This window comes from Streptomyces sp. NPDC102283 (genome assembly GCF_044766265.1).
Lineage (GTDB): Bacteria > Actinomycetota > Actinomycetes > Streptomycetales > Streptomycetaceae > Streptomyces.
Genome location: NZ_JBIWLQ010000024.1, coordinates 88,097 through 109,954 on the forward strand (window position 1 = coordinate 88,097; position 21,858 = coordinate 109,954).

General features: G+C 71.0%; 37 protein-coding genes. 34 read left to right on the forward strand and 3 right to left on the reverse strand.

The genetic code is table 11. The features are described from left to right. Window positions 1–102 precede the first annotated feature (102 nt). The 15 genes from ACIRJT_RS34000 to ACIRJT_RS34070 all read left to right on the forward strand — a co-directional run bounded on the left by ACIRJT_RS34000 (window position 103) and on the right by ACIRJT_RS34070 (window position 6,303). Window positions 103–636 (forward strand): DUF1643 domain-containing protein, encoded by a 534-nt coding sequence (locus ACIRJT_RS34000; protein WP_403917070.1) that lies wholly within the window; start codon window positions 103–105, stop codon window positions 634–636. An 86-nt stretch (window positions 637–722) separates the two neighbouring features. Then, a complete protein-coding gene (locus ACIRJT_RS34005; protein ID WP_403917073.1) occupies window positions 723–1,460 on the forward strand; it encodes a DNA methylase in 738 nt (245 codons plus the stop codon). Window positions 1,461–1,531: 71 nt separating this feature from the next. After that, window positions 1,532–1,816 carry a hypothetical protein gene (locus ACIRJT_RS34010; protein WP_403917076.1) on the forward strand — a complete coding sequence of 95 codons (285 nt, stop codon included), beginning with the start codon at window positions 1,532–1,534 and terminating at the stop codon, window positions 1,814–1,816. Then, window positions 1,813–2,529 (forward strand): hypothetical protein, encoded by a 717-nt coding sequence (locus tag ACIRJT_RS34015; protein ID WP_403917079.1) that lies wholly within the window; start codon window positions 1,813–1,815, stop codon window positions 2,527–2,529. Before ACIRJT_RS34010 ends, ACIRJT_RS34015 begins: the two co-directional genes overlap by 4 nt. Further along, window positions 2,526–2,666 (forward strand): hypothetical protein, encoded by a 141-nt coding sequence (locus tag ACIRJT_RS34020; protein WP_403917082.1) that lies wholly within the window; start codon window positions 2,526–2,528, stop codon window positions 2,664–2,666. Before ACIRJT_RS34015 ends, ACIRJT_RS34020 begins: the two co-directional genes overlap by 4 nt. Then, window positions 2,663–2,896: a hypothetical protein gene (locus tag ACIRJT_RS34025; protein ID WP_403917085.1), complete on the forward strand. Its 234-nt coding sequence runs from the start codon at window positions 2,663–2,665 to the stop codon at window positions 2,894–2,896. Before ACIRJT_RS34020 ends, ACIRJT_RS34025 begins: the two co-directional genes overlap by 4 nt. Further along, a complete protein-coding gene (locus ACIRJT_RS34030; RefSeq protein ID WP_403917088.1) occupies window positions 2,893–3,231 on the forward strand; it encodes a hypothetical protein in 339 nt (112 codons plus the stop codon). The genes ACIRJT_RS34025 and ACIRJT_RS34030 overlap by 4 nt, the downstream gene beginning before the upstream one ends. 25 nt (window positions 3,232–3,256) lie before the next feature. Further along, window positions 3,257–3,649: a hypothetical protein gene (locus tag ACIRJT_RS34035; protein WP_403917090.1), complete on the forward strand. Its 393-nt coding sequence runs from the start codon at window positions 3,257–3,259 to the stop codon at window positions 3,647–3,649. Between the two features lie 68 nt (window positions 3,650–3,717). Then, entirely contained in the window at window positions 3,718–3,849 is a 132-nt protein-coding gene (locus ACIRJT_RS34040) for a hypothetical protein (RefSeq protein ID WP_403917092.1), read from the forward strand. Then, the gene (locus ACIRJT_RS34045; RefSeq protein ID WP_403917095.1) at window positions 3,846–4,070 is read left to right on the forward strand and encodes a hypothetical protein; all 225 of its coding nucleotides are present in this window, start codon (window positions 3,846–3,848) and stop codon (window positions 4,068–4,070) included. The genes ACIRJT_RS34040 and ACIRJT_RS34045 overlap by 4 nt, the downstream gene beginning before the upstream one ends. Further along, window positions 4,067–4,240, forward strand: coding sequence for a hypothetical protein (locus ACIRJT_RS34050; protein ID WP_403917097.1), 174 nt, complete (start codon window positions 4,067–4,069; stop codon window positions 4,238–4,240). Before ACIRJT_RS34045 ends, ACIRJT_RS34050 begins: the two co-directional genes overlap by 4 nt. After that, on the forward strand, window positions 4,237–4,680 hold the full coding sequence (locus ACIRJT_RS34055; RefSeq protein ID WP_403917098.1) for a DUF6011 domain-containing protein: 444 nt from the start codon (window positions 4,237–4,239) through the stop codon (window positions 4,678–4,680). The genes ACIRJT_RS34050 and ACIRJT_RS34055 overlap by 4 nt, the downstream gene beginning before the upstream one ends. Beyond that, window positions 4,680–4,898: a hypothetical protein gene (locus ACIRJT_RS34060; protein WP_403917101.1), complete on the forward strand. Its 219-nt coding sequence runs from the start codon at window positions 4,680–4,682 to the stop codon at window positions 4,896–4,898. Before ACIRJT_RS34055 ends, ACIRJT_RS34060 begins: the two co-directional genes overlap by 1 nt. A gap of 5 nt (window positions 4,899–4,903) precedes the next feature. Then, window positions 4,904–5,266: a hypothetical protein gene (locus ACIRJT_RS34065; protein WP_403917103.1), complete on the forward strand. Its 363-nt coding sequence runs from the start codon at window positions 4,904–4,906 to the stop codon at window positions 5,264–5,266. An 89-nt stretch (window positions 5,267–5,355) separates the two neighbouring features. Continuing rightward, window positions 5,356–6,303, forward strand: a complete 948-nt coding sequence (locus tag ACIRJT_RS34070) for a hypothetical protein (RefSeq protein ID WP_403917106.1) — start codon at window positions 5,356–5,358, stop codon at window positions 6,301–6,303. A 53-nt stretch (window positions 6,304–6,356) separates the two neighbouring features. Here the strand turns inward: ACIRJT_RS34070 and ACIRJT_RS34075 are convergent, their stop codons facing one another. Continuing rightward, window positions 6,357–6,836, reverse strand: a complete 480-nt coding sequence (locus ACIRJT_RS34075) for an endonuclease domain-containing protein (RefSeq protein ID WP_403917108.1) — start codon at window positions 6,834–6,836, stop codon at window positions 6,357–6,359. Further along, window positions 6,817–7,134, reverse strand: coding sequence for a hypothetical protein (locus tag ACIRJT_RS34080; protein ID WP_403917258.1), 318 nt, complete (start codon window positions 7,132–7,134; stop codon window positions 6,817–6,819). The genes ACIRJT_RS34075 and ACIRJT_RS34080 overlap by 20 nt, the downstream gene beginning before the upstream one ends. 138 nt (window positions 7,135–7,272) lie before the next feature. On the opposite strand from ACIRJT_RS34080, the gene ACIRJT_RS34085 reads away from it, so the two are divergent. From ACIRJT_RS34085 to ACIRJT_RS34155, 15 genes are all read left to right on the forward strand, one after another. Beyond that, window positions 7,273–7,617: a hypothetical protein gene (locus ACIRJT_RS34085; RefSeq protein ID WP_403917111.1), complete on the forward strand. Its 345-nt coding sequence runs from the start codon at window positions 7,273–7,275 to the stop codon at window positions 7,615–7,617. Then, window positions 7,617–7,775, forward strand: coding sequence for a hypothetical protein (locus tag ACIRJT_RS34090; RefSeq protein WP_403917114.1), 159 nt, complete (start codon window positions 7,617–7,619; stop codon window positions 7,773–7,775). The genes ACIRJT_RS34085 and ACIRJT_RS34090 overlap by 1 nt, the downstream gene beginning before the upstream one ends. 58 nt (window positions 7,776–7,833) lie before the next feature. After that, window positions 7,834–9,270, forward strand: a complete 1,437-nt coding sequence (locus ACIRJT_RS34095) for a hypothetical protein (RefSeq protein WP_403917116.1) — start codon at window positions 7,834–7,836, stop codon at window positions 9,268–9,270. After that, window positions 9,267–9,938, forward strand: a complete 672-nt coding sequence (locus tag ACIRJT_RS34100; RefSeq protein ID WP_403917119.1) for a hypothetical protein — start codon at window positions 9,267–9,269, stop codon at window positions 9,936–9,938. Before ACIRJT_RS34095 ends, ACIRJT_RS34100 begins: the two co-directional genes overlap by 4 nt. A 13-nt stretch (window positions 9,939–9,951) precedes the next feature. Further along, the gene (locus tag ACIRJT_RS34105; RefSeq protein WP_403917122.1) at window positions 9,952–10,401 is read left to right on the forward strand and encodes a hypothetical protein; all 450 of its coding nucleotides are present in this window, start codon (window positions 9,952–9,954) and stop codon (window positions 10,399–10,401) included. After that, complete coding sequence (locus ACIRJT_RS34110) at window positions 10,398–11,276, forward strand: hypothetical protein (RefSeq protein ID WP_403917125.1); 879 nt, start codon at window positions 10,398–10,400, stop codon at window positions 11,274–11,276. The genes ACIRJT_RS34105 and ACIRJT_RS34110 overlap by 4 nt, the downstream gene beginning before the upstream one ends. Window positions 11,277–11,289: 13 nt before the next feature. Then, on the forward strand, window positions 11,290–11,448 hold the full coding sequence (locus ACIRJT_RS34115; protein ID WP_403917127.1) for a hypothetical protein: 159 nt from the start codon (window positions 11,290–11,292) through the stop codon (window positions 11,446–11,448). Window positions 11,449–11,774: 326 nt separating this feature from the next. Continuing rightward, window positions 11,775–12,140 carry a DUF6221 family protein gene (locus tag ACIRJT_RS34120; protein ID WP_403917130.1) on the forward strand — a complete coding sequence of 122 codons (366 nt, stop codon included), beginning with the start codon at window positions 11,775–11,777 and terminating at the stop codon, window positions 12,138–12,140. Between the two features lie 16 nt (window positions 12,141–12,156). After that, window positions 12,157–12,360 (forward strand): hypothetical protein, encoded by a 204-nt coding sequence (locus ACIRJT_RS34125; protein WP_403917133.1) that lies wholly within the window; start codon window positions 12,157–12,159, stop codon window positions 12,358–12,360. Between the two features lie 125 nt (window positions 12,361–12,485). Then, window positions 12,486–13,064 carry a DUF4352 domain-containing protein gene (locus ACIRJT_RS34130; protein ID WP_403917136.1) on the forward strand — a complete coding sequence of 193 codons (579 nt, stop codon included), beginning with the start codon at window positions 12,486–12,488 and terminating at the stop codon, window positions 13,062–13,064. Window positions 13,065–13,688: 624 nt separating this feature from the next. Further along, entirely contained in the window at window positions 13,689–13,868 is a 180-nt protein-coding gene (locus ACIRJT_RS34135) for a hypothetical protein (RefSeq protein WP_403917139.1), read from the forward strand. Between the two features lie 256 nt (window positions 13,869–14,124). Then, window positions 14,125–14,334 (forward strand): HNH endonuclease, encoded by a 210-nt coding sequence (locus ACIRJT_RS34140; RefSeq protein ID WP_403917141.1) that lies wholly within the window; start codon window positions 14,125–14,127, stop codon window positions 14,332–14,334. Window positions 14,335–14,348: 14 nt separating this feature from the next. Then, entirely contained in the window at window positions 14,349–14,564 is a 216-nt protein-coding gene (locus ACIRJT_RS34145; RefSeq protein WP_403917143.1) for a hypothetical protein, read from the forward strand. Window positions 14,565–14,667: 103 nt separating this feature from the next. Continuing rightward, a complete protein-coding gene (locus ACIRJT_RS34150; protein WP_403917146.1) occupies window positions 14,668–15,138 on the forward strand; it encodes a phage terminase small subunit P27 family in 471 nt (156 codons plus the stop codon). Next, window positions 15,101–16,858: a terminase large subunit gene (locus tag ACIRJT_RS34155; RefSeq protein WP_403917148.1), complete on the forward strand. Its 1,758-nt coding sequence runs from the start codon at window positions 15,101–15,103 to the stop codon at window positions 16,856–16,858. The genes ACIRJT_RS34150 and ACIRJT_RS34155 overlap by 38 nt, the downstream gene beginning before the upstream one ends. Here the strand turns inward: ACIRJT_RS34155 and ACIRJT_RS34160 are convergent. Beyond that, the gene (locus tag ACIRJT_RS34160; protein WP_403917151.1) at window positions 16,845–17,099 is read right to left on the reverse strand and encodes a hypothetical protein; all 255 of its coding nucleotides are present in this window, start codon (window positions 17,097–17,099) and stop codon (window positions 16,845–16,847) included. The two genes, ACIRJT_RS34155 and ACIRJT_RS34160, sit on opposite strands and share 14 nt — an antisense overlap. Window positions 17,100–17,135: 36 nt before the next feature. Between ACIRJT_RS34160 and ACIRJT_RS34165 the strand changes: the two genes are divergently transcribed. From ACIRJT_RS34165 to ACIRJT_RS34180, 4 genes are read left to right on the forward strand one after another with little or no spacing between them, the layout of a single operon-like run. Beyond that, entirely contained in the window at window positions 17,136–17,369 is a 234-nt protein-coding gene (locus ACIRJT_RS34165) for a hypothetical protein (RefSeq protein WP_403917153.1), read from the forward strand. Then, the gene (locus ACIRJT_RS34170) at window positions 17,369–19,300 is read left to right on the forward strand and encodes a phage portal protein (RefSeq protein ID WP_403917156.1); all 1,932 of its coding nucleotides are present in this window, start codon (window positions 17,369–17,371) and stop codon (window positions 19,298–19,300) included. Before ACIRJT_RS34165 ends, ACIRJT_RS34170 begins: the two co-directional genes overlap by 1 nt. After that, window positions 19,297–20,253 (forward strand): HK97 family phage prohead protease, encoded by a 957-nt coding sequence (locus ACIRJT_RS34175; RefSeq protein ID WP_403917159.1) that lies wholly within the window; start codon window positions 19,297–19,299, stop codon window positions 20,251–20,253. Before ACIRJT_RS34170 ends, ACIRJT_RS34175 begins: the two co-directional genes overlap by 4 nt. A 10-nt stretch (window positions 20,254–20,263) precedes the next feature. Further along, window positions 20,264–21,592, forward strand: coding sequence for a phage major capsid protein (locus ACIRJT_RS34180; RefSeq protein WP_403917162.1), 1,329 nt, complete (start codon window positions 20,264–20,266; stop codon window positions 21,590–21,592). Window positions 21,593–21,858 lie beyond the last annotated feature (266 nt).

The following is a 21,858-nucleotide window of genomic DNA, read 5'->3' on the forward strand; positions in this document are numbered from 1 at the left end:
GCACCTCGGCCACTCGGTGATGTGCGCACCACCCGCGCAGGCTGCGGCGCCTCTGGCCGCCGTTCCGCACCCCACCTCTCTCGCCTCATGAAAGAGCCGACCATGACCGATCTGATCACTCCCGGTGCGCGGCCGATCCAGCACCGCACCGCCGAACTGTCCCGATGCGGCCGCTACCGGTACCGCCTGACCCGCGAGTGGGACGATGCCCGGCCGCCGGCCACGTTCGTCATGCTGAACCCGTCGACCGCCGATGCGGACGAGGACGACCCGACGGTGCGCCGCTGCCTGGGGTTCGCCCGGCAGTTGGGGTGCGGGTCGCTGGTCGTCGTGAACCTGTACGCGTGGCGGGCGACGAACCCCGCTGATCTGCCTGCCGACGAGGCGTTGCGGACGGGCCCGGACAGCGACGGGTGGCTGTCGCAGTCGGCGCTCGACGCCCTGGATTCGGACGGCCCGCTGATCGCGGCGTGGGGGACGCGGGCGACGCCGCGGCGGGTGTCGGATGTGCTATCGCTGCCGGGGATGGGCCGGATGACGGCTCTGGCGGTGACGCGGGCCGGGCACCCGGGGCATCCGCTGTACCTCCCGAACGGGCTCCGGCCGGTGCCGTGGCGGCTGGACGGCGCCCGGTGACCGCCGCCCTGACCCAGGCCCGCGCCCTCCTCGACCAACCCCCAACCACGCCCGTCCCCGGGCAACTCGACCTCCGGAGCACCCACATGGACCCCACCCTGGCCGCCAACTCGACCCCCGCTGTGCGCGTACTCGACCTGTACTCCTGCTCCGGCGGCGCGGCATGGGGCTACAACCTCGCCGGAATGGACGTGGCCCGCGGGGTCGACATCGTCCACCGCCCCCGCTACCCGTTCCCGTTCACGCTGGACGACGCGATCCAGTGCCTGCTCGCCCACGGGCGGGACTTCGACTTCATCCACGCCAGCCCGCCGTGCCAAAGCGAGTGCTCGCTGACCGTGGGCACCAACCGGTCCCGTAAGTGGGGCGCCGGCAGCGACCACATCGACTTGGTGGGGCCGACCCGGCGGGCGCTGGACGAGATCGGTGTCCCGTACGTCATCGAGCAGCCCATCGGCAAGGCCAAGATCCGGAAGGACATCACCCTGTGCGGGGAGATGTTCGGCCTCGGGGTCATCCGCCACCGGGACTTCGAGCTCGGATTCTGGGAGGCCCCGCAGCCCGCCCACATTCCGCACCGGGGCCGAGTGCGCGGGTGGCGACACGGCCAGTACCACGACGGCCCGTACGTCGCCGTGTACGGCGAGGGCGGGGGCAAGGGGACGGTCCGCGAGTGGCAGGACGCCATGGGCATCCACTGGACCGACGTGCGCAAGGAGCTGGCCGAGGCGATCCCGCCGGCGTACGCGCAGTACATCGGCGAGCAGTTCCTCGTGCAGGCCCGGGCCCAGGGCGCCGCCCAACTGGCCAGCACCGCCCCGTGACCACGCAGTGCGCCCGCCGGGTCGTAGCCGGCGGGCGCCCCACCACCGTACCGACCACCTTGGAGCCGTTGATGCCCACCACCCCTGACCGCCCTACTGCGCTCGTGACGGTCCACTACGCCGCCGTCGAACTCGACAACGGGGAGAACATCCGCGCCCTGGCCGTCGGCGAGTACCTCGAACTGGCCGAGCCCACCGCCGGGATGACCCCCGGGACGTGGCAGGTCGTCGCCTGGCAGGGCGACCCGGTGTTCCCCGACGAGGCGGTGATGCGCCCGGTGTCGACCGCCGAGGTGCTGGAGCTGCGCCGGGCCGCGTCCGAGAAGCTCGCCGCGATCACCGGAGGCAACCGATGACCACCACTCCCACCCCTGACCGCCCCGCCGACCAGTCGCAGGCCGTTCTTCGTCTGCTGGAGGACGCCGAGGGGTACCTGTCCGCGCTGCACGGTGCTGTCGGCCGCCACGACCACATCGGCGCCGATCTGACGTGCGGCGGCTGCGCCCTGCGAGACCGGCTCACGCCTGCCCTGGCGGTGGCCCGGCAGCTCCTCGGCACCACGACGTGCGGCTGCCCGCACCCGGCCGACGAGCACAGCGTCTACGGGTGCGCCGAGGACTGCGCCTGCGAGTGGATGCCGCCGAAGACCCCCGCCGCCGCCCCGCCCGCGCCTGCCGACCGGGCCGCCGAGGCAAAGGCGGCAACGACCATCACGCGCCTGCGGGCCGTAATCGCCGAGTTGAACCGTCGACTTGACTGCCTCCGAGGGGACCTGCGGGACATGGAGACCTGCGTGAGGGAGCAGGGCGCCGAGTTCGAGCGGATCCGCCGTCTGGCCGACGACGCTGCCGCCGGGGTGCAGCCGCCCACCACCAGCGAGGCGGACAGCGTGCGCGACCGGATCGAGGACGCCCTCGTGCGGATGGACGCCATGGTCTGGCTCGGATGCCGGCGAGGAGACCGGGACCACGACGAACCGATCGGCGTGACGACCCTGGCGGCACGCCTGGCCGAAGCCGTCGCCGCCCCGCCCGCTGCCCCTGCCGCGCCCGAGGAGCGGGCCCGATGAGCGACCACGGATACACCGGCATCAGCCTCGCCGGGCGCTGGGAATGCGGCACCTGCGGGGCATCGGGAGACGGCTGGTGGAACGAGGACGACGGCTTCGTCATGGACGAGGACCACGAGTGCGAGGAGACCCAGTGACCGCCCGCCCGATCGGCGTCGAGGTGTCCTGCGACGGGCCCACCGGCCGCGACGACTGCCCGCACAGCGCCGCCATCCCCGCCGCGTTCGCGTCCCGCACCGCCCGGCAGGTCCGGGCCGACGGCCGCGCCGACGGGTGGACCACCCGCCGTACACCCGGCCAGCTCCTCGACCTCTGCCCCAACTGCCGCCACGACCGCACCCGAGCGCCCGAGGAGCCCACACGATGACCACGCCCAAGGCCGTCGTCACGGCCACCGAGTACGAGGTGTCGATCCTCCCCGAGGACGACATCAACCGGCCCGTCTTCACGATCACCGTCCAGTACCGGGGCGACGGCCGGTGGGCCGTCACCCGCAACGGGTCCTGCCTCGGAGCCGACGGCGAGTGGGAGTTCGGGATCAAGGAGTACGACCGGGGCGACGTCTGGCTGGACGACCACCGCTTCTGCCTCGACGACGCGCTGCGCCTCGCCCGCGAGGCCGCCCCGCACATCCTCTGCAACGGCCACACCGCGCTCGACGCCTACCGCCGCACCACCACCCCCGCCCCTGCTGCCGGGTGATCCCGGCCCACCCACGGAGACCCACATGACCGACACCGAACGCGAACTCGTCGATGCCCTGCACGCCATCGCGAAGGCCGCCATCACCGTGAAGCCCACGCTCGCGACCCCGTACCCCGACGCGCCGCAGTGGTCCCCGTGGACCCGGTGGATGGAGAAGCCCGCCCGCACGGGCTACAACCTCGCCGTCCTCACCCGCCGCCGCCTCGGCCTCGGAGCACGCCCGCCTGAGTGGCAGAGCAACGCTGCCACCCGCCTCTACGACGCCGCCCGCGCGCAGGCCGACCAGACCGTCGGCCACGCCGAGCACTGCGAGTGGCACACCAACGACGGCAGCTACTGCTCCTGCACGCTGTGGCCCGCCGCGTGCTCCGGAGTCGACGCGGCCCTCGAAGCCATGGACACCCCCGCTGCCTGACTGCCTGTCTGCTGTGTGGCCGCCCCACCACAGGGGCGGCCACCCCTGATCCGGAAGGACCACCCGCCATGACCGACTGGTACGACACCAACACCACCTCCCCCGACGGCCTCACCGACGAGGAGTACCGCGACTGGGTCGCCGACAACGTCAGCACCGACGTCGCCGAGGACTACTGGTACGGAGAGGGGGCCCGGTGACCACCCAGCCCCTGGACGCGCTCGCCCTCCCTCTGCTGCTCCTCGCCGCCTCCCTCATCCTCATTGCGCTCCTCTCCAGCGCCAGCCGCGCCGAGCGACGGCGCACAGCCCGCCGTGCGGAGCAGCGGGCGCGAGCCGGCACAGCAGACCAAGACGCCGCCGCGCTCGCCGAAGCCGCCGTCCGCAACGGCTGGACCAACCCGGAAGGGAACCCGCGATGACCGGACCGACCCGCCTCCCGCACGGCTACCACGCCCGCGACCCCCGCGTAATCGTCATCAGCACCACCGACGAACACCCCGTCCTCGACGAAGAGCCCCCGCCCGCACCCCGGCCGAACCGTGCCGCCCGCCGCGCCGCCGCCCGCGCCCTGCGAAGGAACAACCGATGAGTCTCCCGAACGGCTACTACGCCGCGATCGACCCCGCCGCCCCGGACACCGTCACCTACTGGCGCTCTCGCGGAGGCATCGTCTCCGTCTGGCCCAAGAACGCACGGTACGGCCCTGCACGCCCCCTCAAGCGTGATGCGCCGTCCGACCGCGACGAGTTGATCGCCTGGCTGGAGAAGTGGAACGCCGGATACGTCAAGTGGCTGCAGGCCGTGCACGCCGTGATCGACCAGGACCCGGCCGCCGCCCGCCGAAAGTTTGCCGAGCTGTCGACGCGCTGCTGCGTCTGCGGACGTCCACTGCGCGACGACCGTTCGAAGGTGCTCGGCGTCGGGCCGGACTGCCGCGAGGGGTTGAGCGAGGACATGCTCGCGCAGCTCGTGACCCCTGCGATCGCAGCCGCGCACGCAGCCCGTCTCGCGGCTGCCGAGGGGGTGTGATGTTCACCTTCGACCCGGACGACCTCGACGAGGACGAGCTCACCGACGAGCAGATAGCCGCGTTCTTCGACCGCGAGCACACTCCCGTCGAGCTCCTGCTGCTCGCCGGGTACGCCCGGCCCGCGACCACCGCACCCCGCCAACTCGACGCGTACCGGGGGCTGGAAACCCTGCCCGCCCTCGACGACTACCAGCAGACCGGAAGCGAGGCCCCATGAACACCGTGCAGATTCAGGGAGACGAAGGGGCGTGGGTCGAAATCGGCACCCTGGCCGACGACGGGATCGTGCTCGACAAGCCTGGCACGGTCGAGGTGGGCGACATGAAGACGCTCGCCCTGGTCCCGGTGAGCGTCGAGATCGTCGTCGACCTTGAAGCCCTGATGGCGGCATGGCGCGCTGCGGCCGAGGCGTACGTACGGACCTTCGCGCCGGTCGCCGCCGCCATGGTCAAGACGATGCACGCCGCCGTGCAGGCAGCCCGTGATGCGGACGCCTATGCCCTGGCCCCGCCCCCGCCCGGCCGCCGCCGGGACCGCCCGGCGTGGCAATCCCCGTACGGACCGCCCACCCGCCACCGCCGCTAAGAACGACGACGGGGCGCCCCCATCCGGCCAGATGTCCGGGGCGCCCCAACGCGGTGTGATCACCCTACGCACCACAGGAGACCACCGCCATGAACAACACCACCGCCCGCACCACCACCGCCCGCACCACCACCGAAAACATCCAGCACGTGATCAACCACTGGGACCACCTCCGCGACGCCCTCGACACCAACGACGGCCCCGGCACCAACTGGCCCCCGAACCGCCCCGGCACCACCTACCTCCAGGCCCTCGACACCCAGGACGCCGCCGACGTCACCGTCGAGCAGCAGATCGCCGCGGCGCTCGCGCACGCCCTCGACCACCCGCAGCAGCTCGTGACCGTCCGGCACCACACGGGGCAGCTCTACTACGAGTGCGCCCACTGCGACCACGTCGGCGAAGGGCTCCCGCACCCCGTCCGGGAGGACCGCGACCCGGCGCAGCTCGGCGAACGTCCGGTCCCGATCCGACTGCACATCACGGACGCATCCCGGGCGATCGAGGTAGCCCTCTTCAACCTCGCCGACCGGATCGCCGACCGCACCGCTACCGGCCGCGACGCCTGGTACGGGCCCGACCCCGCCAACCGCACCGTGCCCGCCGCCGCCCGGTGGCTCCTCGGCCGGCTCGAAGCGGGGCCGTGCTGCCCGACGCACTACGCCGAGCAGGCCACGATCGCCGAGTACGCCCGCACTGCTGCAGACCGGATCGACCGGGTTCTCGGCACGGGCCGGGTGTCCCGGGTGCTGCCGGGGATGCCGTGCCCGTGGTGCGCCGGGGAGTTGGTCATTCACACGGAGGCCGGGACGGTGCTGGCCGTGACGTGCGCGACAGGGCTCGTCGACTGCAACGCCCCGGCGGCGTTCGATGTGGACCGGCGGGCGAGGGTGTGGTCGACGCCGGAGCAGTTGGCCGGGTTGCAGCGGGCGGTTGATGCTGCTGAGCGGGCGCGGGCCGGGGAGGAGGAGCGGGCGAAGCGGGCGGATGCGCGGCGCCGGCAGCGGGCGGCGGTCCGGGAGCAGCGCGCGGCGTAGGCCCTGGCATGGCGAAGCCCCCGACCCTCGGCCGGGGGCTTTGCCGCGCGGTGCTACAGGATCTCAATGTTGTGCGGTCCGAAGCGGTAGTTCAGCAACGTCCACGAGCATGGTGAGCCGCCGTACTTCGCTACGTGCCTCCATCTGCGCTCCGTTCGTTGCCATCGTCGTCGGCCGAGCACGCAGATGCGGCTTCCCATCGGTGGCTCAGGTGCCGTTCCGGGCGCAACGCCCAACCGCCTGAGTTCCTGTCGCCACCACGGGTCCGCGAGATACGCCGCTGCCCAACTGGGCGCGGAATCCCTCGGAAGCGCGGTGTTGTAGTTGGAACACAGCAGTCCGCGGACAGCCCACTGACCTACGGCCGCATCGTGATCGATGACGAGGAAGCCGTGCTTCGTCTGGGTGGGCTGGACCCTGCAGACCTGACAACGGTGAGCAGCACGTCGGACGAGGTCGTCGTACTGAGCGCAGGTGAGTTGGTACGAGCGGTGGTTGCATGGCCGGGCATGGTCAGTTGTCTGGCCTGTCATCGGTTGTCTCCGGAGCCTCGGTGCGCCCCGTTCTTGGGGCTCTGTCGGGCCCGCGGCCTCGCCGCTTGCTGCGAGTCGCCATGTAGGTGACGAGCAGCTCGTAGGGAAGGGTGCGCGCACCTGCAACCGTGGCGTAATCGTCTACCGATACTGGCCATTCAGGGTCCGTACGCGCCAGCTTCCGCAAACCTTCCGGCGTCATGCTCCTGACGATCCCCTCGGCCGCAAGACGCTCGGCTGCCTGCGCAAACGTCAACATCGTGCGCTGCTCCTCCCCTCGCGACGCGTTCTCGGGCATGCCTCATCCTCTCTTAATAGTTGCGTCCGACGCAACTATTCACTACGGTCGTACTCGCCAACAGAACGGCCCCGGCCGGCGCTCGCAACGCCATTGGCCGGGGCCAGCCAACCGCCTGATGCAACCAGGAGGATGACCATGCGCGATCGTATCTGGGCCAGCACGCCCCCGTCCCACCCCCCGCGTACCGGCATGACCAGCGTTGTGCTGCAGATCCCCGTCCCTCCGAGCCTCGCCGCGCAGCTCCTCACCGCCGCCGCCGACCACCTCACCAAGACGAAGCCGGACGTCGAGCTCACCCTTGCCGCATGGGGCCGCGCCCTGGCCCTGGCCGACGCCCGGGTCCTCTCGGGCTACCCGCAGGCCGTCGCCCAGCACGCCGGGCGCCGCGCCATGACCGCCCTGCGCCCCGAGATGTGGGCCGGTGCCCGCACCCGCGGCGAGTGGGCGCTGTGCCTGCGGAAGATCGCGGGGTCTGTGTGATGGCCGACGAGCAGCAGCCCACCGAGGCCGAGCGCGTCGCCGCACTGCACCGTGATGCCGACGCCGACTACGCCGGGCGCGCCGCCCGCGAGGCCGAGGCCCGCAACGCACTGGCTCTCGCCCGCGCGCACGGCAACGCCGCCGCCACCGCCCGCTGAACCACCCCGGCCGGGCGCACCACCGCGCCCGGCCGGCCCACGCTCCCGGAGGAGCACCGTGCCCACTCACCCGCTCATCACCTGGGCGGTCGACCACCCCTGGCCGGCCGCCGGCATCATCACGGCCGCCCTCGCCGCCCTCGGCGCCACCCTGTGGGCCACCATCCGCACCGCCCGCGTCATCAACTGGCCGCCCGTGCCCGTCCTCGTCGCCGGGGCCGGGGCGCTCGTGTGCACCGCCTACAGCGGCGACACGTCCTGGAGGTTCGCCGGGGAGCGCCTCGGCATGGTCGACAGCACCGAGCGCGCCCTGATGTTCGGGGCCGGGGAGCTCGCGCTCCTGGCCTGCGCCGTCATGGCCCGTGCGAACAAGGCCGCCACCGCCACGGAGGCGACTGCCGGTTCGGCCGGAGTCCCGGGTGTCCTCGTCTGGGTCATCACCGGCGTCCAGGTCATCCCCTGCTACGCCACGTCCGGCATCGTCGGCGGCACCGTCCGCGCCGTGATCGGCCCGGTCCTCGCCGGGCTGCTCTGGCATCTCGCCATGGGCCTGGAGATCCGCGTCGCCCGCCCCGAGGCCCTGTCCACCGGGCTACCCGCGGTCATCGGCCGGGAGGTACGCGAGCGCCTGCTATCCCGGCTCGGCCTCGCGACCCGGGACCGTACCGCGGAGCAGATCACCCGCGACCGGGCCACCGCCCGCGCCGTGCACCTCGCCGCGGTCCTGGAGCTGCGGCCCGGCGGGTGGCTGTCCGGGTACCGGCGGCGCCGCCTCGCCGCCGCAGTCGCCCGCTCCGGGGCCGGCACGAACGGCGAGCAGCGCCACCGGCTGCTGCAGCAGCTCGCCGCCCGGCGTACCTCGGGCCAGCTCGCGACCGTACCCCTGGCCTCACCGTGGGCGGGTACCCCTGTACCCGGTGAGGCGTACCCGCGTACCCCGCTGGGTGTCACCGGGGCGCAGCTCCGCGCCATGGATCCGCTCGCCGTGGTCCACCTCGTCCGCACCGCGCACCCCGGGGCTACCCCGGCTGAGGTCGCCGCGCTGTGCACGGAGTACGGGGTACCCGTCTCGGAGACACAGGTACGCATCGCACTCCGCGCGGGCAACTCCCTCACCGCTGCTACCCCTCCGGCGCTGGTCAGGCCCGTACCCGACCCGGCCCCCGTGGTACCCGACGGGGTCCGGCTGCTGCCCGTCACCTGCCGCCCCGCCGTACCCCGCCCGGTCCCGGCGGTCGCCGCCGCCCGTACCCGTACCCGCCCGGTCGTCACCGCCGAGTACGTACCCGAGTACCCCGTACCCGACCCCGGCGACGTACCCGACGAGGACGTACTCGAGGGCGACCTCGACGTACCCGACCCCGACCCGCTCATCGAGCAGGCCCGCGTCGAGTACGGCACCGACGTACCCGGCGTCCGCGCCCTCAAGGCCCGTTACGGCGTCGGCCAGGCCCGCGCCCAGCGCATCCGCGATGCCCTCGGAGGCACCCCGTGAATGACCAGAATCCTGACGGCGAGAACCGCGTCAAGGCGTGGCTCCGGGACCGGATCGACGGCCCGGTCGTCGAGCCCGAGCCGGAACCCGAGCCCCTCATGAAGATCCGCTACGTCCCCCCGCCTCCGGCCAGTCCGCCGGCCCCGGCCGAGCCGGACGCCCAGGCGACCGCGGACGAGGAGGACGACGAGCCGGAAGAGGAGACCAAGCGCCCGTGGTGGCAGCTCCCTCCCGGACCGTTCGGCCACCGCGCGCCCGCCCCGGAACCTGCCCCCGTCGAGCAGCAACTCGCCCCCGGTTTCTACGTCACCGTGGCCCAGCCCGCCCCGGCTGCACCCCCGCCGTGGCTGGCCCCCGACCTGGCCGCCGAACGCGCTGCCGAGCGGCTCCACCGGCGCCGAATCTGGCTCGCCTACCACGCGGGCGCGGCCGGAGCCGGGTGGGCGTTCGGCCTCGTCGGCATGATGCGCGACCTCCTCACCGACGCCGGGCCCGCCGCCGCCGGCGTCGGCGTCGCCATGGGCCTGGTGACGTACGTCGTCGCCTCCTACCTGCCCGGCCTCCCGTACATGCCCCCCGCGCTCCGGCCCGTCCTCGTCTGGGCCGCCCGCATCCCGGTCTGCTCCGCCGCGCTCGCCCTCGCCCTGCACGCCCCCGGCACCCTCTAAGGACCCCCTGACCATGCAGTTCATCGCAGCACCCAGCAGCGGCGGCGCCGTCCTCGGCACCCTCGGCGGCGGCGGGATCGCCCTCGCCCTGACCGCGCTCCTGATCCTCGGAGTCCAGGGGAAAGGCCGCATCAAGTTCGGGGCCGGGAAAGCGGGCGTCGTGGCCTTCCTCGCCGGAACCTCGTACGTCGCGGCCGGGAAGATCTGGGAGAACGCCGAGAAGGTCGTCGCCCAGGGCCTCACCGGGTTCGGCGTCGGCTCCGACGGCCCGTTCGGCAACGTCGGGATCGGCGCGGTCGCCCTCCTCCTCCTGATCATCATGCTCGCCGCGCCCCTCAACGCCGGACGCGCCGCGGTCGTCGCGCTGATCGCCGCGTTCGTGTGGCCGGCCACCGGCGACGGCACGATCTGGGCCATCCCCGGGCAGCTCGCCGCGGCCGCCCTCATGTCCTTCGGAGGGTGACCGTGGACGCCTGGATCAGGTTCTGGACCGCGGTGTGGGTCGGCTGGATCGCCCTCAGCGGCCGCGCCATCGACCTCGTGTTCTGCACCACCCCGGCCAAGCCGCCCGCGCCCTCGAAGAAGCCCGAGGGCGCAGCGGAGCAGCCCGAAGAACACGCCGAGAAGCCTGCCGAGGAGGCGGGGGAGAGGGGCGCGAAAACCCCTCCGGAGAAGGCGGAAAAGAGGAAGACGACCCCGACGAAGGGGTCACCCGCACTGCGCATCCTCTGCATCGTCCTCGCCGTCGGCTTCGCGTACGGCCTGCCCTGGACCACCCGCATCGTGATCGCGGCCGCCGCCGCATGGACCGTCACCGCCATTGCCCTCGGCTTGATCGCCACCAGGAAGCCCCGGGAGGAGCAGCCCGCCAAGGGCGGGAGCAGCGACCAGGAGCAGCCCGAGAAGGAGGCCCCGGAGCCCGAGCAACACCCCTCCGAACTGCTCCCGCTCGCCTACGTCGCGGTCCTGCTCTCCGAGGCATACACGGAGGGGGCCGGGGTGCACCTCGCCCACCTCGCCGAGCGCCTCTCCCGCACCCCCCTGATGGGTCTCCCCGCGACCCCCTGGAAGACGGCCCATGTCCGCGCCCTCCTCACCCGGCACGGGGTGCGCGTCCGGCCCGGCGTACGGGTGCCCCCCACGGGCGGCAGGGAGGGGGTCCACCGTGACGACTTCCCTCCCCTCCCCCCAACCCCTTCCGGCCCCCCTGTTGTTGCCGGTGTTGTCGCAGGTCAGCCCAACAACAACAACGTCGGCAACGCCCCTTCTCGCCCCTTCCGGATCACCGACGACCCGGACAACCCCGCCCGCCACCACGTCCACCACACCACCCCCTGACGGAGGGAGCCCCATGGCGAAGAAGAAGAGCTGCGAGAGCTGCGGCACGAAGAGCGACGCGGTCGAGACTATGCCCGACCCGATGACGACCGCCCTCTACCCGGAGGCCACCGACCACGACGAGATGACGCTCTGCCCGCCCTGCGCGACCGCGCGGTTCGAGGAGAGCTGACAACCACGTACTCCGGGGCGGCCGACTCACTGCCAGGCGACCGGCCGCCCCGGGCCCCATCCCACTCACGAGACAGGACCACGATCATGACACTCCTCGCCCGCCGTGCCGCGCTGAGCTTCGAGCAGCAGCCTCTGCCGTACTGCCCCCGCTGCGGCGGCCACTACCCCGCCCACACGCACTGACCCGCCCCCGCTGTCACACACGAGCAGTACGCTGCTCCTTGCACGCCGGGTAGCGCCCGGCCAGAAGCCCCCGCCGACCCGTACCGGCGGGGGCTTCGCCATGCCCGGCCAACGGGCCTTCGTGGCGGGCAGAATGGGCGCATGGACGACCTCGTGCAGTTCCTCCGCGACCGCCTCACCGACGACGCTCAGGCCGCGCGCCGTGCAGGCGACAGCTTCAGGCAGATCGGTGAGACCGGTGTCATCGTTGCCACGGACGGCGACCGCGCAGAAGAGTGCGCCTCTGCCAACTGGTCCGGTATCGCCGAGCACATCGTGCGCCACGACCCGGCCCGCGTCCTCGCCGAGATCGACGCGAAGCGCTCCGTGCTGGACCTCGCAGAGCGCGCCCGCGACTACCACGAGACGTTCGTGAACGGCTTCGCGGCCGCCCTGGAGAACACGCTGCGCCTGTACGCCCTGCCGTACGCCGACCACCCCGACTACCGCCCGGAGTGGCGGCCGTAGCACTGAAGGCGACACCATGTTCGGTCTCACCCGCCGCTGCCCCTTCCACGACGCCCCCTCGGCACGCCGCATTGCGCAACTCGAAGCCGAGCTGGGCATTGACGCCGACGCCATGCTCAAGTACCCGGCTGCGGCCTCCGACTTCGTCGAGTCACACGCTGACCCGGACCTGATCGACTGCGGCAGGCGACGCTGCCGAGAGCGCAGAGAAGGATTGTGAGCGCCCAGGGCTACGTTTCACGGTGGTCGCGCGCAACAGCCCGAACACAATCCCCGCAAACCCCACACACCACCGACACCAGCACGCCATGATGACCCCTCACGAACCGCACACAGGGGGCCACCATGCGCCGCACCACCGCCATCGCCGCCGTCCTCGCCGCAGGGCTTTTCCTCACCGCCACCGCCTGCACCGACGACGACATCACCACCGCACCCAGCAAGACCGGCGCCGCCGAGAAGACCACCGCCGAGCCCGCGGCCGAGGACGAGCCGACGGAGGCCAGCGTCGCGAAGGTCGGCGACACCATCACCCTCAAGGGCCAGGAAGACGGCGAGCAGGTCGACGCCACCCTGAAGAAGCTCGTCGACCCCGCCCAGCCCAAGGACGAGTTCTTCGCCCCCGAGGACGGCAACCGCTGGATCGCCGCACAGTTCGAGCTGACCAACACCGGCACCAAGCCGTACGCCGACAGCCCGGCGAACGGCGCGCAGGTCGCCGACGCCGACGGACAGCGATTCGGGACGACGTTCGCAGACACCACGGCCGGCCCGTCGATGACATCCGACGCGAAGGTCCCGCCGGGCGAGAAGGTCCTCGGATGGGTCACCTTCGAGGTACCGAAGGCGTCCAAGATCGTGACGGTGCAGTTCGGGCTCAACAGCGGATTCGCCGAGCAGACCGGGCAGTGGAAGGTCTCCTGACCCCCTCCAGTGTCACGATAAGGTCACGATTCCGGGGTGGTTGAGTGCCCCGATCGGCCCCAGAACGGCCCTGAAATCCCCCGGCAGGGCCCCGGAAGCCCCCGAGTGTCCCTACCTCGGGGGCTTCCTCATGCCCTCCCGGAGGCTCCGCCGACGGTCGCTCCGAGGGCGATCGGGATGCGTTTCGCGTGCGATTCGACGACGAATTGAACGACAAACAAAACGCAAACAAACTTCTTTCACGCCTCAAACTAAGTATTCTAATCCGCATCGTCGCAGCTCAGCGCGAGATGTCCCCCGGGGACTCCCCGGTGACTCGCGCGCGCGTGGTCCCTACCCTTCCCTACCCAACTACCTAGATGGGGCTGATGTAGAGAGAGCTACTGCAGGTAGTTGGCGCATGCACGCACAAGCGGCTCTCTCTGCCCACCACCACCCCGCTTGACTTCGACAGTCGACCTGTCGCAAGATTGGCCGCAGTTCACCGTGCCCAGAAACCACACCGGGAACAGAAGCCGCCCCGCCAACCAGCGGGGCATCGCCATTTCCGGACCCCGAAGGCCCCGCCACGCACACCGCGTACGGGGCCTTCCCCATGCCCGAACCGCGACCCGGGAGCAGACCATGCCCAGGAAAACCCGATCGCCTGCGCAGAAGCTCGCCCGCAAGCTCCAGGCAGACACCGGCAAGCCCTACACCGCGTGCCTGGCCGAGGCAGAACGGCAGCTCGCGCAGAACGGCAAGCCGGACTTCGTCGACCAGCACGCCAACCCGGACATCATCGAGACCACCCCCGGCCCCTGACCCACCCCGGGACACCACACCCCCCGGGGTACACCCGGGGTCACCCGAAGAGGGGGCGAGGATGCCCACCGCCCCACCATCCCGATGCACCGACCCCGAATGCCACAAGCTCGCCACCAAGGGATCACGCTGCGACGATCACCAGCCCATCCCATGGCGAGGCAGGGACGACAAAGCCAGCAGGTACGGCATCAGCTCGGGACAGTGGCGCAAGCTCAAGCGCCTCACACACAACCGTGATCACGGCTGCTGCTACATGTGCGGAGCCGAACAGCCCGACCCCGAGCAGTACGACGAGGACAACCCGACCACGTGGCCGCACGACCTCGACCACATCATCCCGATCTTCGAGGGCGGCTCGGCCACGTCCCTGGACAACCTGGGGCTCGCCTGCCAGACCTGCCACGAGACCAAGAGCAAGGCAGAAGCGCTCAGGGCCAACGCACGACGCCACACAGCCCGCTGACAAGGGACCGCGACATGCCCAAGACCATCAAGCACACCGCAGCCGACAAGACCCTGACCCTCAACGAGCTCGGCGCGTTCGTCCAAGACGCCCTGCGCTCAGGCGCAGACGGCACCGAACGCGTCCAGGCCAACATCACCTTCGGCGGCAAGCTCAAGGACATCACCGTGGCCCTCACCTCCCCCGAGACGGCCGAACAGGACGCCCCGGGCTTCGTTCCGGAGGGGTAGGGGAGTCGAAATCACCAGGTCAAATCCCTGGGGACCCGCCGCGGTTAACTCGGAGCGTGCACGCTCAGCCCCCTGACCCCCCTCGGAGGGAGGTGACCGGTCCATGGCGTCACCGAAGAAGCGGCCGGCCGGGCTGAAGCTCATCGAGGGCCGTTCCCCGGGGCGCGACTCAGGGGGCCGGAAGGTCACCGAGCCGCCCGCGTTCAAGCGGCTGCCGCCGGAGGCCCCGGAGTGGTTGCCAGCCGAGGCCCGTGCGGAGTGGGACCGGATCGTGCCGGAGCTCGCGCGCCTGGACCTGCTGAAGCCCGTGGACCGCAGCGCGTTGACGGCGTACTGCCTGACGTGGGACCGGCTGGTACGGGCGCAGCAGGAGATGGAGGCCGACGGCTCAGTGCTGTCGACGAACAGCCAGGGGCGGGTGCGGCACCCGGCGGTTGCCGTGATCGAGGCGGCGTCGAAGGAGTTGCGGGCGTGGGCAGGTGAGTTCGGGTTGACGCCGTCCGCTGAGGCGAAGGTCAGCCGGCAGGGGGACGACGATGGGGACGAAGCGAACCCGTTCGCAGGCTCCGGCTGACGCTCCGGCGTACCTCGACGAGGAGCTGCTCGCCCGGCTACGGCTGTCGCCCGAGGTGGCGTGGTACCTCGTCGAGCGTGGGATCCCGCTGCCGGACTGCCCGCCGAAGTTCATCACCCCCAGCCCCGGTGAGGCGCCGGGCGCGGTGTTCGATCCGGCTCGGGTGGACCGGGTGTTGCGGTCGTTCCATCTGCTGCGGCACACGCAGGGGAAGTGGGCGGGGAAGCCCCTGGACCCGGACCCGTGGCAGGTGGCGTACATCCTCGCGCCGGTGTTCGGGTGGGTGCGGTGGGACGATGAGGCGGACGGCTACGTCCGGATCGTGCGGAAGCTGTACGTGGACGTGCCGCGCCGTAACGGGAAGACGACGCTGTCGGGCGGCATCGCGGTCTATCTGATGGCGGCGGACGGTGAGCCGGGCGCGCAGGTGTACGCGGCGGCGACGTCGGAGAAGCAGGCCCGGTTCACGTTTGACCCGATCCGGCAGATCGCTGAGCGGGCTCCGGCGTTGAAGGGCAACGTTCGGGCGTTCACGAAGAAGATCACGCACCCGGCGTCGGGCTCGTACTTCACCGTCGTCTCGTCGGTGGCCGAGGCGATGCACGGGGCGAACGTGCACGGCGGCATCATCGACGAGCTGCACGTCCACAAGAGCCCGGACCTGGTCGAGACGATCGAGACGGGTACAGGGTCGCGCCGTCAGCCGCTGGTCGCGACGATCACGACGGCGGACGACGGTAAGCAGGAGTCGATCTACGACCGGAAGCGGCAGTACATCGAGCAGCTCGCCCGGCGTGCGTTGCACGACCCGGACACCTACGGCGTGATCTGGGGTGCGGACGCGGACGACGATCCGTTCGCCGAGGCGACGATGCGGAAGGCGAACCCCGGCTACGGGGTCAGCCCGAGTGCCGCGTACCTGCGGGGCGCGGCGGCCGAGGCGCAGCAGTCGCCGGCGGACCTGTCGAAGTATCTGCGCTTGCACCTGGGGATCCGGACGAAGCAGGCGACGCGGTTCCTGCGGATGGAGGACTGGGACGCTAACGCTGGCATGGTCGACGAGCAGCAGCTCGCCGGCCGGGACTGCTGGGGTGGCCTCGACCTCGCGAGCACGAGCGACCTGTGCGCCCTGTGCTGGCTGTTCCCGAACGACGACGACGGGACGCTCGACGCGGTGTGGCGGTTCTGGACGCCGGAGGACAACCTCAAGGCGCTGGACAAGCGGACCGCGGGCGCGGCCTCTCGGTGGGTGCGCGAGGGCTGGCTCGTTGCGACCCCGGGGAACGTCGCGGACTACGACTTCATCCGGGAGCAGATCCGCCGGGACCGGGACCTGTTCCGGGTGCGGTCGCTGGGGTATGACCCGTGGAACGCGTCGCAGTTGACGAACGACCTGAACAGCGAGCGGGCGCCGCTGGTCAAGGTGAGGCAGGGGTTCCTGACGATGTCGCCGTCGCTGAAGGCGATTCAGCGGCTGGTGTTGCAGGGGACGCCGGAGGCTCCGGCGCTGCGGCACGGCGGGCATCCGGTGGTCCGGTGGTGCGTCGACAACCTCGCGGTGGCGATGGACCCGGCGGGCAACGTGAAGCCGGACAAAGCGTCGAGCGGAGACAAGATCGACGGGGTCAGTGCGTTGGCGACGGCTATGTCGGAGGTCATCGCCCGTCCGCCGCGGCGGAAGTCCCGGTACGCGGACGAGGACGAAATCATGGTCGTCTGAGGGTGCCCCGGGCGATCTGCTGGAGCGTCTGGTTCTGGGCTGCGGTCAGCGCCTGCTCGTCGAGCACGAGGATCTTCCCCGGCGGGCAGGCGGCACTGGCTATGACCTCGAAGGTCCCGGCCACGCCCATCGATTCGACCAGTGCGCGCACCTTGTCGACCGTGTCCGGCTCGCAGATCAGGGTGCGCTTGGCGTCGTTCATGACCTGCGTGGCGAAGCGCAGTTCGTCCCAGAAGTCCATGCCGCCACGGTAGCGGCCACCCCATAGGAGGTCGTCGTGTTCGGTTGGTTCCCGTGGCGGCGTACAGCGGTCCGTAGGCGCGTCGTCGTGAACCTCACCGACAAGGCGTTCGACGCGGTGCTGTGGGCGAAGCGCGGGCCGCTGCTCGTGCTCCGCGACGTCGAACTGCTGGAGGCCGGGCGGCAGCCGCAGCCAGTCGACGGCGAGGTCGTCGTCGAGCGGTCGAAGGTCGAGTTCATCCAGGTGCTTGCGGCGAAGGGCGGTGGGTGATGGCGTTCGTCGTCTCCTCCGGCAACCTCGCGACGACCGGGGCCGGGGTCACGCAGGGGTGGGCTGCGCCGCGACTGGCGGCGGCGCCGTGGGAGTACGCGACGATCTGGCGGCGGCAGCCGCAGGTCCGGACGGTGATCGGGTTCCTCGCGCGGAACGTGGCGCAACTCGGGATCCATACGTTCCGGCGGCTGTCGGACACGGACCGGGAGCGGCTGCACTCCCACGCGATGGCGCAGCTCCTGAGCGAGCCGCTGCCGGGCATGACGCAGTACCGGTTCGTCGAGCGCATGGTGTCGGACATTGCGCTGTACGACCGGTGGACCGGGATCAAGATCAAGCACAACGGCAAGTTGCGCATTCTTCCGGTGCCGCCGTCGCTGATCCATGCGCACGGCGGGAACTGGATCGCCCCGGAGTTCTTCGAGACGGCGGGCGGCCGGCAGTTCGGGCCCGACGAGGTGGTCTACATCCACGGCTACTCGCCGGGTGACCTCGTTGGCGGCGAGTCGCCGATCGAGGCGTTGCGCGAGCTGCTCCTCGAAGCGCACGAGAGCGCGCGGAACCGGGCGCAGATGTGGAAGGGCGGGGCCCGCATCACGGGTGTCCTCGTCCGGCCGGAGGACGCCCCGGACTGGAACGCCAATGAGAAGCGCCGGTTCCGGGAGATGTGGCGCAGCTTCACCGATGGGGGCGGCGCCGAGGGTGGAACACCGATCCTCGAAGACGGCATGGAGTACAAGCCGGTCGGGTTCAACCCGGAGCAGGCGCAGTACATCGAGTCGAGGAAGTTGACCCGCGAGGAGGTGTCGGCGGCGTACTATATTCCGCCGCCGCTGATCGGGATCCTCGACCACGCCACGTACTCCAACATCCGCGAGCAGCACAGCCACCTGTATCAGGACACGTTGGGTGCCTGGTTCGCGATGCTGGAGCAGGAGCTCGTCGCGCAGGTGCTGCCCGACCTTGAAGACAACGCGGGCGTGTACGTCGAGTTCAACATCGCCGCGAAGATGAAGGGCAGCTTCGAGGAGCAGGCCGCAGCGGCGTCGACCGCAACGGGCGGCCCGTGGATGACCCGCAACGAGATCCGGGCCAGGAACAACCTGCCTGCGGTCGAGGGCGGCGACGAGCTGATCGTGCCCATGAACGTCACCGAGGGCGGGCTCGCTTCACCGCGGGACACGGCCCCGGACACGGGCGGCGCTCCGAAGGTGCGGCCACGCCTCGGGGTGAAGTCGGCCCGGCCGGCCGATCTGGGTACTGAGGCGGGGCAGCGCGATGGGCTGGAGACCAGCCTCGTCCGGTGGACGGAGCAGAAGACAGAGGTGCTGCGGGCAGCGGCCGGCGCGAAGGACGCGGCGATGCCGGACCTCCTCGCGTTGTGGGCGGCGGGCAGCGAGGACCGGCTCGCGCAGCTCACGGCGATGCTCGCGGACTACGGGTTCAGGCTCGCTCAGCTCGGCGCGTGGGACGTCCTCGATGTGTGGAACCCGGACGCCGCCGACTGGTCCGCCGACGTGATGTTCGCGTGGATCCTGGCCGCGGCCGAAACGCACGCCGAGCAGCACGAGGAGGCCGGCCGGAAAGCGGTCGCCGCGGTGCAGGAGGCGGGCGGCGAGCAGTGGCGCGAGGGCCTCGCGGCGGCGGGCGCCGGGTGGGCGTCGGCGGCGGTCTCCCGGGCGACGACAGCGGCGACCGAGGCCCGCTCGTTCGGCGGGCACGACGCGGCGAGCGCTTCCGGCCTGACGGTGAAGGTCTGGCGCACGGGCGGGACGAACCCCCGCCCGTCACACAAGGCGCTGAACGGCGAGCAGGTCGGCATCGACGACGTGTTCGGGAACGGGCTGCGCTGGCCTGGCGACGGGGCCGGCAAGACCGAGGAGCTCGTGAACTGCAAGTGCGACCTCGACTATGCGAAGGAGGGATGACCGTGCGCACCAAGGACTTCACCGCGCGCGTGAAGGCGGCGGGCCCCGCCGACGGTCTGGCCGAGGGGCAGTTCGTCGCGCTCGTCTCGGTGTTCGGCAACGAGGACAGTGTCGGGGACGTCGTCCGGGCGGGTGCGTTCACCGACACCCTGGCCGAGTGGGGGGCAAAGGGCGACCCGATCCCGGTGATCTGGGCCCACAAGTGGGGCGACCCTTTCGCGCACGTCGGCCGGGTGATCAAGGCCGTTGAGACGCTGGAGGGCCTGGAGGTAACCGGGCAGATCGACGACCTGACCGGCGACGACGAGAATCCTACGGCGAAGCAGGTGTACCGCCTACTGAAGGGCCGCAGGGTCACGCAGTTCTCGTTCGCGTACGACGAGATCAAATCGGCGTGGGTGCGCGACGACAACCACCGGTGGGGCGGCTACTGGGAGCTGCAGCAGCTCAAACTGCACGAAGTCGGGCCGTGCCTCGTCGGCGCGAACCAGGAAACGGAGCTCCTCGCGGCGAAGGCCGAGGGCCTGGCCCGCGGCGCGAAGGCCGGCCGCGTACTCAGCGCGGCCAACTACGACTCCCTCACGAAGGCGCACGAGGCCATCGGTGAGGTGCTCGCGGCGGCGACGCCCGAGGACAGCAAGGCCCGCAAGGAGTCCAGCCGGCCGGATCCGGCGGCCGACGGCGTGCAGCCGTCCGCCGAGCCGAAGATCCCGCCCGCCAAGGACGCCACCGGGACGGATGACGAGCTTGAGGCGCGGATCGCCCGGCTCGTGGCCGCTGAGCTCGCCAAGAGCCAGACGGCCGACACCGACAGCAGCACGACCGACGAGACCACGACGGACCCCCGCGACGAGCCCTCTCCGGAGGGCGACGACGCCAAGGCCGCCGCCGCCTCTTCACGTCTGCGGACCGAGCTCGGGCTGTTGGAGCTCGACCTCTCGCTCACGGAATAGGGGTACGGATATGGCAGCCAAGACGCTGCAGGAGTGGATCGACGAAGCGAAGGACCACGCGCTCAAGGCGCGGGCCATCGCGAAGAAGTGCGAGGACGAGGGCCGCGACTTCACCGCCGAGGAGTCCGCGGAGATCCGCGAGCACATGGGCAAGGCGGTCGCGGCGAAGGCCGAGATCGAGAAGCTCAAGGGCAACGACGAGCTGCGCCGCACGCTGGCCGAGCTCGGTGACGACATCGCCCTCGACGCGAAGACGGACGAGGACGGGACCCGGCGTACGGCGTCCGGTTTCCAGCTTCCGAGTAGGAAGAAGACCCTCGGTCAGGAGTTCATCGAGACTCCCGAGTACAAGGCGCTGATGGGCCAGGCGACCGACGGCCGGTTCGGCGCGAAGCAGCGAGTGCAGTCCGGACTTGCCGGCTTCAAGTCGCTGGTCACCGGCGGGTCGGACACGAGCGGCGGCGCGTTCGTGGTGCCGGACCAGCTCGGTCTGCAGGTCGGGCTCGACAGCTTCCAGCGGCCGCTCCGGCTGCGGGACCTGGTGACGCCGGGCACGACCACGTCGGACAGCATCGAGTACGTCCGCATGACGTCGTTCACGAACAACGCAGCCCCGGTCCCGGAGGCGACGAGCGCCGCGAACCCGACGGCGCCGGGCAGCGCGGGCGCGCTGGTCCCGAACGCGGGCGGCGGGTACAAGCCGGAGTCGGGTCTCGCCGCCGTGAAGATCAACACGGCGGTGAAGACGATCGCGCACTGGATGCCGATCACGAAGCGCGCTATTGGCGACGCGGCGCAGGTCGTCACCCTGATCGACGCGTTCCTCCGGTACGGACTGGAGGAGGAGCTCGAAGACCAGATGGTGCAGGGCGACGGCACCGGCGAGAACTTCGAAGGCGTCGCCAACGTGTCCGGCGTGCAGTCGCAGGCGTTCGACACGGACGTCTTCACCACCGTCCGCAAGGCCAAGACCAAGGTGCGTCTCATCGGCCGGTCCATCGCCAACGGGGTGCTCCTCAACCCGCTGGACCTGGAGGCGATCGACCTCAAGCAGGACAACGAGGCCCGCTACTACTTCGGCGGCCCCGGTGGCGTGGGCACCGCGCAGACCCTGTGGGGGATGCCGGTCATCGAGACGGAGGCGGTCCCGGCCGGAACGGCGTACGTCGGTGACTGGCGCAAGACGATCCTCTGGGACCGTCAGCAGGCCACGATCCAGATGACGGACTCGCACATGGACTTCTTCGTGCGGAACCTCGTGGTGATCTTGGCGGAGATGCGTGCCGCCTTCGGGGTCATTCAGCCCAACGCTTTTGTTGAGGTGGACCTCGCCGCGTAGGCGTACAGGTTCTGCCCATTCGGATTAGTCCATCCCGATAGAATGTGGACAAGAAAGTCCGCGATATCGGAGGACACCATGGCTCGAACCGGGCGACCGAAGGCGGCGCGAGTCGTCGTCCCATGTGCCGGATGCCAGACACCACTTGAGCGGCTGGTCAGCGACGTGGCCCGACTCAAAACCGGTCGCGTCTTTTGCTCGACGGAGTGCCGCAACCAAGTGGGGTCGAAGCCCCGGCGCGGGACGGCGACGCCGTGCCCTTCATG